The organism is Allobosea sp. 01N443 (assembly GCF_056399325.1).
On record NZ_JBFTRC010000165.1, the window covers coordinates 1 to 12,517 of the forward strand.

Genomic DNA, 12,517 nt, shown 5'->3' on the forward strand with positions numbered 1-12,517 from the left:
TTTGGCGCGGATGGACCGGCTTCGATCGGTCGCGACGGGTCGGCGCTCCACGCCCGGAATCCGCCATCGAGAATGGCCTGCTGGCCATGGCCGATCAGCTTCAAGGTCCAGTAGACCCGCGCAGCTGCGGCGAAGTCGGTCGCGCTGACGCCTGCCGGTACGATGACGACATCGTCATGCGGCTTGATGCCGAGGCTGCCGACCAGCCCGGCCAGATGATCGAGCGGCGGCAGCATGCCCGGTGCATTGCCGACCTTGGCGCGCCAGCCGTCGGCGACGTAATTGGTGTGCACGGCGCCTGGGATATGTCCCGCCTCATAGGCCGCCTTTCCGCCACCATCGACCGATGAGCGGATGTCGAGAACGACGAGGTTGCTGTCGGCCAGGCGCCGGGCCAGGGCCTCAGGCGTGGTCAGTCCGGAGAAGGTATCGCTCATTCCGCCGCCACCTGCTGCAGTTCATCGACAACTTCGAGCGCGTAGCTCATCTCGGCCGTCGCCCCGAGCATGATCGAGGCGGAGCAGTATTTTTCCTTCGACAATGTGACGGCGCGCTCGACCTTGGCTTGCGCCAGCCCGCGGCCGGTCACGCGATAGGAGAGATGGATCTTGGTGAAGACCTTCGGGTCTTCAGTCGCGCGCTCGGCCTCGACTTCGACCTCGCACCCCGTGACGGCTTCGCGGCCCTTCTTGAGGATCGAGACGACATCGAAGCCGGTGCAGCCCGCGAGACCGATCAGCAGCATCTCCATCGGCCGGATGCCGATATTGCGCCCGCCATATTCCGGAGCGCCATCCATGATGATGGCGTGGCCGCTGCCGGCCTCACCCATGAAGGCCATGCCCTCGACCCAGCTTGCCCGTGCTTTCATCGTCGTGTCCTCTCAAAGCCTGACTCGGCGAAAGACTTAAACGGTCGGCGGCGATGAGGCGAGGGTGGTGTCACGCCGCGGCAAACAGGCTGCCATGGGTGATCCGCAAGCGCACCCGTTCGCCGATGGCCGGTGCGACCTGGCTTGCGAGATCGACATCGATCCGCCGGATCAAGCCTTCAACGGCAATCTCGGCGCGCCGCAGCGGCCCGTTGCGGCGCAAATCCTCGACCACGCCGGGGAGGGCGAGCGGGGTATCGTCAACGATGCGCATATGCTGCGGCCGGACATAGAGCGAGGCGGCCCCGCCCTGGTTCTGCTGCAGGCCGCCAAKGACCGGCCGATTGCCGAAGAAGGCCTGCCCGCCGACGACCTCGACAGGGAGCTTGTTCGCCTCGCCCAGGAATTCGCAGACGAAGGGCGTCGCTGGATGGTCATAGACGTCATCGGGCGAACCGACCTGCTCCAGCCGCCCGTCGTTCAGGATCGCGACGCGGTCGGCCAGCTCGAGGGCCTCTTCCTGGTCATGGGTGACGAAGAGGGTGGTGTGGCCGGTGCGCCTGTGAAGGTCGCGCAGCCAGCCGCGCAAATCCTTGCGGACCTTGGCATCGAGCGCTCCAAAGGGTTCGTCGAGCAGCAGCACGCGCGGCTCGATGGCGAGCGCGCGGGCAAGGGCGACGCGCTGGCGCTGGCCACCGGATAGTTGCGTCGGGAAGCGCCGCTCAAGCCCGCCGAGCTGGACGAGTTCGAGCAGTTCGCTGACGCGCCTGGAGATTTCGCTCGCGCTCGGCCTCTCGCTCCGCGGCCGGGCCTTGAGGCCGAAGGCAATGTTGGACGCGACATCCATATGCCTGAACAGCGCGTAGTGCTGGAAGACAAAGCCGATCCGCCGCTCGCGCAGGCTGAGTCGGCGCGTATCGGTTTCGTCGAACAGCACGCGGCCATCATCGGCCTGTTCGAGCCCTGCGATCAGCCGCAGCAGCGTGGTCTTGCCCGAGCCCGATGGGCCGAGCAGCGCGACGAGTTCGCCGGGCTGCACGTCGAGCGAAACGCCGCGGAGGGCGGCAAAATTCGAGAAGCTCTTCTGGACGCTCTCGATGGTTACGGCAACGGACATTGGTAGCCTCCGTCAATGGCGCGACTTGGCGGAGATCGCATCCGCGAAGTGCCATTCGAGATAGGTCTTGAGGGCGAGCGTCACCAGTGCAAGCCCGGCCAGCAACGAGGCGACGGCAAAGGCAGCGACGCTGTTGTATTCATTGTAGAGAATCTCGACATGCAGCGGCATCGTCGTGGTCAGCCMCCTGATCCGGCCGGACACGACCGTGACGGCGCCGAACTCGCCCATGGCGCGTGCGTTGCAGAGCAGCACGCCATAGAACAGGCTCCACTTCACATTCGGCAGCGTGATGGTGAGGAAGGTGCGCCAGGGCGAGGCGCCCAGCGTCAGGGCCGCCTCTTCGTCGCTCGAGCCGAGCGCCTGCATGTGCGGAATCAACTCGCGCGCAACGAAGGGGAACGTGACGAAGATCGTCGCCAGCACCAGCCCGGGCAGCGCGAAGATGATCTCGATATCATGGGCCTTGAGCCAGGGCCCGAGAAAGCCCTGCGCGCCGAAGAGCAGAACATAGACCAGGCCCGAGATCACCGGAGAGACCGAGAAGGGCAGGTCGATGAAGCTGATCAGCAGGCTCTTTCCCCGGAACTCGAACTTGGCGATGGCCCAGGCGGCGGCGACGCCGACGACTAGATTGAAGGGCACCGCGATGGCGGCGACCAGCAGGGTCAGGCGAACGGCGCTCAGGGCATCCGGCTCCGTAATGCTCTCCAGGAAGAGCCCATATCCCTTCGCAAAGGCTTCGATGAAGACCGCGATCAGCGGCAGGAAGAGGAACAGCAGCAGAAAGCCCAGTGCCAGGCTCAACAGCAGGGCGCGGATCCAGAAGCCGTCGCGCAGCGCGCGGTCGGTCTTGTAGATGGCGGCCGGCAGCGGCGTGTCAGACATGACCCAGTCTCCCGCGGCTCCAGGACTGGATTCCATTGATCGCCAGGATCAGCGCGAAGGAGACGATCAACATGATCGTCGCGACGACGGAAGCCCCCGCATAGTCGAACTGTTCCAGCCGGATCACGATCAGGAGCGGGGCGATCTCGGAGAACATCGGCACGTTGCCCGCGATGAAGATCACCGAGCCGTATTCGCCGACGGCACGGGCGAAGGCGAGGACGAAGCCGGTCAGCAACGCTGGCACGATACCGGGAAGGATGACCCTGAAAATGGTGCGCAACCGGCTGGCGCCAAGCAGTGCGGCGGCCTCCTCGATATCCGCATCGGCTTCCTCCAGCACTGGCTGCACGGTCCGCACCACGAAGGGCAGGCCGATGAAGACGAGCGCCACCATGACGCCGAGCGGGGTATAGGCGACCTTGATGTTGTAGGGAGCCAGCAGGGCACCGATCCAGCCGTTCGGCGCGTAGATCGAGGCGAGGGCGATGCCTGCGACAGCGGTCGGCAGCGCGAAGGGCAGGTCGACCGCGGCATCGAGCAGCCGCCGGCCGGGGAAGCGGTAGCGCACCAGAACCCAGGCGATGATCAGCCCGAAGATGGCGTTGAGGATCGCGGAAAACAGGGCAGCGCCAAAGGACAGCTTCAAGGCAGCCTGGGTGCGGGCCGAGGTGATGATCGCCCAGATATCAGCGGGGCCAGCGCTTGCCGCCTTGAGGAAGAGTGCCGCGAGCGGRATGAGCACGATCAGCGACAAGGCGCTGATCGTGATGCCGAGCGACAACCCGAAACCGGGAAGGATGCTAGGCTGCCGCCAGGAGCTGGCCGTTACCGCCACGCGGTCACCGCGCCGGCTTGTAAAGCTGATCGAAGGTCCCGCCATCGGCGAAATGATCCTTCTGTGCCTTGGTCCAGCCACCGAAAACGGTGTCGATGGTGATCAGCTCAAGCTTGGGGAAACGCGCGAGGTCCTCAGCTGCCGCGGCCTCCGTATTGCGCGGCCGGTAGAAGTTCTTCGCGATGATGGCCTGTGCAGCCGGCGTATAGAGGAATTCGAGATAGGCCTGGGCTGCGGCACGCGTTCCCTTGGCATCGACATTGCCGTCGACGATCGTCACCGGCGGCTCTGCCAGGATCGAAAGCGAGGGCACGACGATGTCGAACTTGTCGGCGCCGAATTCCTGCAGCACGAGGAAGGCCTCGTTTTCCCATGACAGGAAGACGTCACCCTGGCCGCGCTGGGCGAAGGTCGTGGTCGAGCCGCGCGCGCCCGTGTCGAGCACCGGCACGTTCTTCAGCACGGCGGCGATATAGTCCCGCACCTTCGCCTCGTCCTTGCCATAGGCCTTCTCGGCCCAGGCCCAGGCCGCGAGATAGTTCCAGCGTGCGCCACCCGAAGTCTTGGGATTCGGGGTGATGACGCTGATGCCAGGCTTGGCGAGGTCGCCCCAGTCCTTGACGGCCTTGGGGTTGCCCTTGCGGGTCAGGAACACGATCGTCGAGGTGTAGGGAGAGGAGTTCTGCGGCAAGCGCTTTTGCCAGTCGAGCGGGATCTTCTTCGAGCGCTCGGCAACGGCGTCGATATCGCCCGCCAGCGCCAATGTCAGCACGTCGGCATTGAGCCCGTCGATCACGGTGCGGGCCTGGGCGCCCGAACCACCATGCGACTGGCGGATCGTCAGCTTCTGCCCCGTCTTCTTCTGCCACTCGGCGGTGAAGGCGGTGTTGATGGCGCGGTAGAGTTCGCGGGTCGGATCATAGGAGACGTTGAGCAACTCGCTCTGGGCGCGAGCGCCGCTGACGATACCGAAGCAGATGGAAAAGGCGCCGACGATCAGGGCTGCCTGGATTATCCGGCGAATGCGCTCTTGCGTCATGTCAGTGCTCCGTCGAAATCAATGCCGTCAGCTCATATGAGCGGGCAACCGTTCTGAATAACAAACAAAGCGTACTGAATTGGCGGTATTTCCTCAACCTACCGGTGCAGGTAGCCCCTTCCAAACTTTGCCCCGTCCGGAGAAAACGTCTCTCCTTTCAAGGCGTTCCAAGGCAGATGCGGCAATCGCGTCGTTCAGGCGAGGCCGGACACAAACCCGCATATCGGGCGTCCGCCGATTCGATCGGCCGGTCAGGCGCTGCGCAGAGTCTGCAGATCGAGCGCCTCGGCTGCAACACCTTCGAGCGCGCGTCCGATCAGCACAAGCAGCGGCCCTTTGGGCGGCAGCTCGCCAAGCCGCTCCGGCAGGGTGGCGATCGTTGCGCGCAAACGCGCTTCGCCGGGCTGCGTCGCGGCGACCACTGCGATCGCCGGCGTCTCGGGGGCGAGACCAGCGGCAATCGCCTGCTCGCGGAAGGCGGCCAGGGTGTTCCGCGCCATATAGATCACGGTCGTCGCATGAGGATCGGCAAGAGCTCGCCAGTCGAGATCCTCGGGCAGCGTCCCCGTGCGGGCATGGCCGGTCACGAACTGCAACCGCCTGGCATGGTCGCGGTGGGTCAGGGAGAGGCCGAGTGATGCCGCCGCCCCCTGAGCCGCCGAGATGCCGGGCACCATGACGACGGGAATACCGGCCCGGGCGCAGGCTTCGATCTCCTCGCCGGCGCGGCCGAAAATGCCGGGATCGCCGCCCTTCAGCCGCACGACATGCTTGCCGTGGCTCGCGAGCGAAACGATCAGCGTGTTGATGTCGTCCTGCTTGACGGAGGGACCATAGCCGGTCTTGCCGACCAGCATGCGTTTGGCCTCCCGGCGGGCGAATTCCAGCACGCCCGCGGAGACGAGGTCGTCATAGAGGATGATGTCGGCGCTCTGCAGCGCGCGGATCGCCTTCAGGGTCAGCAATTCCGGATCGCCGGGGCCAGCGCCGACGAGCGTGACCCTGCCGATGCCCTGATGGCCGCTCTCGAGACGGTCGAGTTCGGTAAAGAGCTCCGCTTCGTCGTGGGATTGCGGCGCGCGTTCCGGTTCCGCCATGGCGCGGCGGGTGAATTTCTCCCAGAAGGCACGACGCAGCGCGAAGGGCAGGTCGCGGGCCTGAACTGCAGGCCGCCACTCCTTGGCGGCCTGCGCCCAGTCCTTGAGACCGGCGGGAAGCAGGGCTTCGATCTTGGTACGGATGGTCTGGCCAAAAACGGGCGAGGCGCCGTCGGTCGAGATCGCGACGATCAGCGGGGACCGATTCACGACCGACCCAAAGGCGAAGTCACAGAATTCCGGCTTGTCGACGACGTTGACCGGCACGCCGGCCTGCCGTGCGGCGGCCGCGAAGGCGTGTGCCTCCTCGTCCTCTTCGATCTCGCCGATGGCCAGCGCCGCGCCATCGAAGTCGCCCGGCTGCCAGTGGCGGCTGTACAGGGTGATCCCGGCAGCAGGCGGGTCAGCGACGAGACTGTCGAACAGGTCCGTCTCCACACCCGCAAGAATGAGGAGATCGGCTCCAGACGCCGCGAGCAGCTCGGCCTTCCAGAGCGCACCTTCGCCCGTGCCCGCCAGCAAGACCTTGCGCCCGTCCAGCTTGTGGAACAGCGGCAACGTTGCCAGCCGCTCGATGCGGCGCGCAGTCGTCGGTTCGGGCGCTCTTTGCGTCATCGCGTGGTTTCTGCCGCCTTCAGGTCGACCGGCCGATCCGGTGCGCCAGCCGGCGGCATCAACAACCAGAATCCGGCAAGCGCAAGGATGATAAGCCGAAAGCAAATATCGAACCAGCGTTCATAGGGGCGAGGCGGAATCGCGCGCAACAGGTCGCCGTCCATGCAGTCCTCCCTCAAATCCTCACCCTCGCGGGCGCGCTGGCAGCCTGCCTCGCTCTGCGAGAACCTGGCCATGAATCAACCTGCCGCAGCGCGGGCCGCGCGCCGCTGGTCGAGAATGTTGCGGCCGTCGCCGTAGCCGCGCTGATAGCCATGGCTGATCCGGCCGGCCGCGCTCAGCCATTGATCGACCGGCTGGCGCGCTGCACTGGTCTCCGGCAGTTCGATCTCGTCGAAGCCGCATGAGAGCGCATAGGCGAACTGGTCGGCGATCAAGGGGCCGCTGGCGCGCAGGGTTCCGGTGAAGCCGTGGTTGCGAATGAGCTTGGCCAGGCTGAAGCCGCGCCCGTCCGAGAAGGCCGGGAAGGCAACGCTCACCAGCGAGAGCTGCCGGAGGACAAGCTTGAGTTCGGCGATCCGGATATGATTGGGCACGCTCACGCCGATGCGCTGGTCACGGGCTTTCTGCCGCAGCGCGTCCGGCAAAGCCTCCCAGTCGACGAGGGCATGCGAGAGGTTGTCGATGGCAGCCCCTTCGCTGCGCGTCCAGACATCCGTCTTGGTGCCGGAGCGATCAAGCAACAGCATGGGCGGTCTCCTGGAAAGCGGCTTTGAAAGGTCCAAGGCCGAGCCGGCGGACGGCATCGATAAAGCTCTCGTTCGCCTGGCGCGTCTCGACATAGACATTGACGATGCGTTCGATCGCATCGGGCACGTCCTCGGCGGCAAGGCCTGGGCCCAGAATCTCGCCGATGGCCGCGTTCTCGGTTGCGTCGCCACCGAGCGTGATCTGGTAGGATTCGATGCCGCGCTTCTCCAGGCCGAGAATGCCGATATGGCCGACATGGTGGTGGCCGCAGGCATTGATGCAGCCGGAGATCTTGATGTTCAGCTCTCCGATCTGGCGCTGACGCTCGGCATCCGCGAAGCGATGCTGGATGGCCTGGGCGATCGGGATCGAGCGCGCTGTCGCCAGCGCGCAATAATCGAGCCCGGGGCAGGAGATGATGTCGGTGATCATCCCGACATTGGCGGAGGCCAGGCCCGCTTCGCCGAGTTTCTGCCAGATCGCAAAGAGATCGCGTTGGCGCACATGCGGCAGGACGAGGTTCTGCGCATGGGTGACGCGCAGTTCGTCATGCGAATACTGCTCGGCCAGGTCGGCGACGAGCCGCATCTGCTCAGAGGTCGCGTCGCCCGGCGCCTGGCCTATCGGCTTCAGCGAAATGGTCAGCGCTGCATAGCCAGGGGCCTTGTGCGGAGCTGTGTTGACCTCCACCCAGCGCGCGAAGGCCGGATTGGTGGCCTTGGTCGCTTCCAGCACGCGGCTGACGGCGGGCAGGGCCTCGTAGGTTGGCGGAGCGAAATAGGCGGCGATGCGTGCGACTTCCGCCGGGTCGGCATTGACGGAGGGACCGTCGAGCCGTGCGAACTCCTCCTCGACGCGCCGCGTGAATTCCTCGGCGCCAATCTCGTGGACCAGGATCTTGACCCGAGCCTTGTACTTGTTGTCGCGGCGGCCTTCGAGATTATAGACCCGCATGATCGCCTCGAGATAGGCGAGGAGGTCGGCCTTGGGCAGATAGTCGCGCACCACCTTGCCGATCATCGGCGTGCGGCCGAGACCGCCGCCGACACTGACCTCATAGGAGATGGCATTGATGTCCGGGTGCCGCCGCAGGCGCAGGCCGATGTCATGCGCCTTGATCACGGCCCGGTCATGCTCGGCCCCTGTCACCGCGATCTTGAACTTGCGCGGCAGGTAGCTGAACTCGGGATGCAGGCTCGACCATTGCCGGATCAGTTCGGCGGTCGGGCGCGGGTCCTCGATCTCGTCCTGCGCGACGCCGGCGAAATGATCGGCCGTGACATTGCGGATGCAGTTGCCCGAGGTCTGGATGCAATGCATCTCGACCTCGGCAAGGAGATCCAGGATCTCCGGGATGTCACGCAGTTTCGGCCAGTTGAACTGCAGGTTCTGACGCGTGGTGAAATGGCCATAGCCGCGGTCATAGCGTTCGCCGATCAGGGCGAGCTGGCGCAATTGGCGCGAAGACAGCGTGCCGTAAGGCACCGCAATGCGCAGCATATAGGCGTGGAGCTGCAGGTAGACACCGTTCTTCAGCCGCAGCGGCTTGAACTCGTCCTCGGTCAGCGAACCATTGAGCCGGCGGCCGACCTGATCCCGGAACTGGGCGACCCGCTCGCGGACGAAGCGCGCATCGAATTCATCGTAGCGATACATGTCTCAGGCCCTCCGCTCGGCTGCGATACCGTCCCCGGCCTGCTTGCCGAGATCGGGACGGTTGCTCGGTCCGAGCGTCTTCATGCGTTCGCGATAATGCCGTGGCACCGGCCCGCCGGCCTCGATCGCGACATCGACGAGGTAGGCATCGACGACATGCTGGGCTGCGAATTCGCTGACGGCATAGGCCTCCAGCCGCGCCGCTGCCGCATCGTCGGCTGCGACCAGCGCAAGCGCGGGATCGCGCGTCCAGGCGAGCGCACCGGCGGCAGCAACCGAAGCGAAAACGACATCGCCATCAAGCAGATCATTGGCGAGAAGGATTGCCGGAAGAGGCGGGCGCTTGGGGGCAGCGGCCATCACGCAGCCTCCGCCAGGGTCAGCGTCAGGCCGTCGAGATCATCGGACCAGATGATCTGGCACGAGAGCCGGGAGGTCCGTTCAATCAGCGGCAGCGTATCGAGTGCGTCGATCTCGTCCTCGCGCGGCTCGGGCAGGCGCTCGGCCCATTCCGGCGAGACAATGACATGGCAGGTGGCGCAATCGCAGGAACCGCCGCAGACGCCTTCGATCCCGACGCGATAGTCGCGCAGGATTTCCATGACCCGCCAGCCTTCGACGGCCTCGAGTTCATGCGGCTGACCCTGCCGGTCGATGACGTTGAGAATGGCCACCTTCAGCGCTCACCTTGTTCGCTATTCCGAACATCTCAAATACGGCAGCGCAGCGGTGGGTTCAATTCACGCCTGGTAGCGTGTTTTTTCTTATTCCCGTTGAAAAGGAGGATATTTGTCTTTGCCGCAGCTGCAGAAGGGGCGGGGGCGAAATAATCCTCTCACCGCCAAGATGACGCTAGACCAGTCCGCCGAGCCGGTAACCGACGCCGGGTTCGGTCTCGATCAGCTTCGGGCTCGTCGGGTCCTGCTCGAGCTTCTGGCGGAGCTGACCGACGAAGACGCGGAGATACTGCACATCGTGCTCATGTGCCGGCCCCCAGACGGCAGTGAGGATCTGGCGATGGGTCAGTACCCGGCCATTGCCGCCGGCGAGCGAGGCGAGCAGGTCATATTCCTTTGGTGACAGCTTCACATGCGTACCGTCGCGGCTGACGCGTCGATTGACGAGATCGATCTCGACGGCGCCCGAGCGGATCACCGCGTCCGCACCCTGACGCTCGATGCGGTGACGCAGCGCCACGCGCAGCCGTGCCAGCAATTCGCCGACCCCGAACGGCTTTTCGACATAGTCATCGGCACCGGCATCGAGCGCATCGATCTTCTCGGTCTCGCGATCCCGCGCCGAGAGGATGATCACCGGGCCGTCATAAAAGGCCCGCGCCTTGGCCAGCGCCTCCTTGCCGTCCATGTCGGGCAGACCGAGATCGAGCACGACCGCATCCGGCGGCTTTCGTGCAAGCTCGCGCAGGCCGGCTGCGGCGTCATCGGCGCGAACCGGCTCGTAACCGGCGGCATCGAGCGCCGGAGCCAGGAAGCGATGGATCTGAGGTTCATCGTCGATGACGAGGATACGAGGGCGAAAGGCTGTCATGTCGTGACTCCGGGCGCGCTGTCCTTGCGCAAGCTGATCAGGATGCGGGTGCCGCCGGGTGTTCCGTCCGGACGGTCCTGGATCGGGCTCGCGGCTGCGATCCGCCCGCCCATCGCCTCGACGAAGCCCTTTGAGATGGCGAGGCCGAGGCCGGCGCCCTTGCCGCGTTCCCCGCCACGGTCGGTCGATTCCTCGAGCCTGCGGAACTTCTCGAAGACGCGTTCCAGCTCGGCAGTGGGGATACCGCGACCTTCATCCTCGATCGAGATCACGACATTGCCCCTGTCTTCATAGGCCGCCGTCTCGATCAACGAACCGTCCTCGCTATAGGTGATGGCATTTTCCAGGATGTTGACCAGAGCCTGCTCGAGCAGGCCAGGGTCGGCCCGTACGGCCGAAAGCGCAGCGGGAAAATCGCGCTGGACGCGGCGGTGATCGAGGCGGCGCGAGACGCGCTCGATCGCTGCGGCAATCACGTCGCGCACATCGGTCCAGTCGCGGCGCGTCACCAGCGCTCCGCCTTCCAGCCGCGACATGTCGAGCAGATCGCCGACATAACGATTGAGCCTTTCGGCCTCCTCGCGGATCGAGAGCAGCAGGTCGTCGCGCACCGCGGGCTCGACCGTCTTGCCGAAGTCGATCAGCGTCGTCGCCGATCCGAGCACCGTCGCCAGCGGCGTGCGCAGATCATGGCTGACGGAGTTGAGCAGCGCCGAGCGCAGCCGATCACTGCGGCGGAGCGCCTCGGCATCGACGGCCGCGGCGGCCAGTTCGGCCCGCTCCAGCGCGATCGCCCCCTGATCGAGCAGCGCCAGCGCGAAGCGTTCGTTCTCGGCATCGAGCAGCGCTTGCGGTTCGAATCCGACGACGCCCGAGCGCGAGCGCACGCCCTGCAGCGCGCGGAATGTCCAGGCAGCATTGGGCAAGGTGCCGGTGCCGGCGCCGGCAGGCTCGCCGCGCGTCCAGGTCCAGCGCGCCGCGGTCATGTCTGCTGTGCTGAGCGCCTCGAGCGCAGGCGCTCYGGCCGCCGCGGCGATTTCCTCGCCATGCGGTAGGAAGACGACGATTTTGCCGGACGTCGCGGCCGAAAGCTGCTCGGCCAGGATCGTGGCTGCATCCTCCTTGCGCGCGGCTCCCGACAGCCGCCGGCTCGCGGCGAGCAATGCGGTGATCGCCGAGGCTCGTCGCGCCGTCGCCCTGGCCTGATCCCGGACCCGCCCCGTCAGGCCACCCGTCGTCATCGCCACCGCGAAGAAGACGAGGAATGTCAGGACATCCGCTGGATGGCCGATCCAGAAGCTCAGCAGCGGCTCGAGGAAGAAGAAATTATAGGCAACCGCGGCGAAGGCTGCGGCCGTGACGGCTGGCCAGAGACCGAATGCGAGTCCCGATATCAGCACGCTGACCATGAACAGCATGGCGAGATTGGCATTCTCGACACGGTTCTGGATCATCTCCCCGATAAGGATCGTGCCACCGACCAGCGCAGCGGAGGCGAGGTGGCCGCCCCATTGCAGCGCGCGCTTCGGAACTGGGGACGACGGGACGGCAGGCCCGGACGCGCTCTCGGTGATGATGTGCAGCGCCGCGCCGTTCTGTGCCTCGAGCAGGGCTGGCGCCAGCGACCGGTGGAACCAGGCGCGCCAGCCCCGGCGGTGCGACTTGCCGACGACGATCTGGGTGACGTTGTTGCGCCTGGCATAGTCCAGCACGGTGGCGACGAGATCGTCGCCTGTCAGCACGACATTGGCTGCGCCGAGCTGTTCGGCGAGCTTGAGCGCTTCCGACAGGCTGCGGCCGCGAGCAGAATCCGGCTCGACGCGGTTCGGCCGCTCGACATGCGCCACCGTCCAGGGCGCGTCCATCATCATGTCGGAGAGGCGCCGTCCCGCGCGCACCAGCGAACTCGCCATGGCGTCCGGCCCGATCAGGACCAGGATGCGCTCGCCGGCCGCCCAGGGGCCTTCGACGCCGGCACGCTTCATCGCCTGGCTGAGCTGGTCGTCGACGGTCTGGGCAGCGCGGCGCAAGGCCAGTTCGCGCAGCGCCGTCAGGTTCTCGGGCTTGAAGAAATTGTCGGCGGCGAGCCGCGCCGTCT

General features: G+C 65.7%; 14 protein-coding genes. All 14 read right to left on the minus strand.

Annotated features, from left to right (window positions below; translation table 11 throughout):
• Nucleotides 1-437, minus strand: a 437-nt coding sequence (locus AC1DRP_RS28115; protein ID WP_476770166.1) for a sulfurtransferase, incomplete at its 3' end; no start/stop codon positions are given.
• Entirely contained in the window at nucleotides 434-871 is a 438-nt protein-coding gene (locus tag AC1DRP_RS28120; protein ID WP_441491699.1) for an OsmC family protein, read from the minus strand. The genes AC1DRP_RS28120 and AC1DRP_RS28115, both read right to left, overlap by 4 nt.
• A 70-nt stretch (nucleotides 872-941) precedes the next feature.
• Nucleotides 942-1,988 carry a sulfate/molybdate ABC transporter ATP-binding protein gene (locus tag AC1DRP_RS28125; protein WP_476770167.1) on the minus strand — a complete coding sequence of 349 codons (1,047 nt, stop codon included), beginning with the start codon at nucleotides 1,986-1,988 and terminating at the stop codon, nucleotides 942-944.
• A 12-nt stretch (nucleotides 1,989-2,000) separates the two neighbouring features.
• Nucleotides 2,001-2,876: a sulfate ABC transporter permease subunit CysW gene (gene cysW, locus AC1DRP_RS28130; protein ID WP_476770168.1), complete on the minus strand. Its 876-nt coding sequence runs from the start codon at nucleotides 2,874-2,876 to the stop codon at nucleotides 2,001-2,003.
• Nucleotides 2,869-3,759, minus strand: a complete 891-nt coding sequence (gene cysT / locus AC1DRP_RS28135) for a sulfate ABC transporter permease subunit CysT (RefSeq protein ID WP_441507660.1) — start codon at nucleotides 3,757-3,759, stop codon at nucleotides 2,869-2,871. The genes cysW and cysT overlap by 8 nt, the downstream gene beginning before the upstream one ends.
• Complete coding sequence (locus AC1DRP_RS28140; RefSeq protein WP_441491695.1) at nucleotides 3,719-4,753, minus strand: sulfate ABC transporter substrate-binding protein; 1,035 nt, start codon at nucleotides 4,751-4,753, stop codon at nucleotides 3,719-3,721. Before AC1DRP_RS28140 ends, cysT begins: the two co-directional genes overlap by 41 nt.
• A 251-nt stretch (nucleotides 4,754-5,004) precedes the next feature.
• Entirely contained in the window at nucleotides 5,005-6,465 is a 1,461-nt protein-coding gene (gene cysG, locus AC1DRP_RS28145) for a siroheme synthase CysG (RefSeq protein ID WP_441491694.1), read from the minus strand.
• Complete coding sequence (locus AC1DRP_RS28150) at nucleotides 6,462-6,629, minus strand: hypothetical protein (RefSeq protein ID WP_176733396.1); 168 nt, start codon at nucleotides 6,627-6,629, stop codon at nucleotides 6,462-6,464. Before AC1DRP_RS28150 ends, cysG begins: the two co-directional genes overlap by 4 nt.
• A 75-nt stretch (nucleotides 6,630-6,704) precedes the next feature.
• Nucleotides 6,705-7,214, minus strand: coding sequence for a DUF934 domain-containing protein (locus tag AC1DRP_RS28155; RefSeq protein ID WP_441491693.1), 510 nt, complete (start codon nucleotides 7,212-7,214; stop codon nucleotides 6,705-6,707).
• Nucleotides 7,201-8,871, minus strand: coding sequence for a nitrite/sulfite reductase (locus tag AC1DRP_RS28160; protein WP_476770169.1), 1,671 nt, complete (start codon nucleotides 8,869-8,871; stop codon nucleotides 7,201-7,203). The genes AC1DRP_RS28155 and AC1DRP_RS28160 overlap by 14 nt, the downstream gene beginning before the upstream one ends.
• 3 nt (nucleotides 8,872-8,874) lie before the next feature.
• Nucleotides 8,875-9,231 carry a DUF2849 domain-containing protein gene (locus tag AC1DRP_RS28165; protein WP_441491691.1) on the minus strand — a complete coding sequence of 119 codons (357 nt, stop codon included), beginning with the start codon at nucleotides 9,229-9,231 and terminating at the stop codon, nucleotides 8,875-8,877.
• Nucleotides 9,231-9,545 (minus strand): 2Fe-2S iron-sulfur cluster-binding protein, encoded by a 315-nt coding sequence (locus tag AC1DRP_RS28170; protein ID WP_441491690.1) that lies wholly within the window; start codon nucleotides 9,543-9,545, stop codon nucleotides 9,231-9,233. The genes AC1DRP_RS28165 and AC1DRP_RS28170 overlap by 1 nt, the downstream gene beginning before the upstream one ends.
• A gap of 178 nt (nucleotides 9,546-9,723) precedes the next feature.
• A complete protein-coding gene (locus tag AC1DRP_RS28175) occupies nucleotides 9,724-10,419 on the minus strand; it encodes a response regulator (protein WP_441491689.1) in 696 nt (231 codons plus the stop codon).
• Nucleotides 10,416-12,517, minus strand: a 2,102-nt coding sequence (locus tag AC1DRP_RS28180; protein WP_476770170.1) for a DUF4118 domain-containing protein, incomplete at its 5' end; no start/stop codon positions are given. The genes AC1DRP_RS28180 and AC1DRP_RS28175, both read right to left, overlap by 4 nt.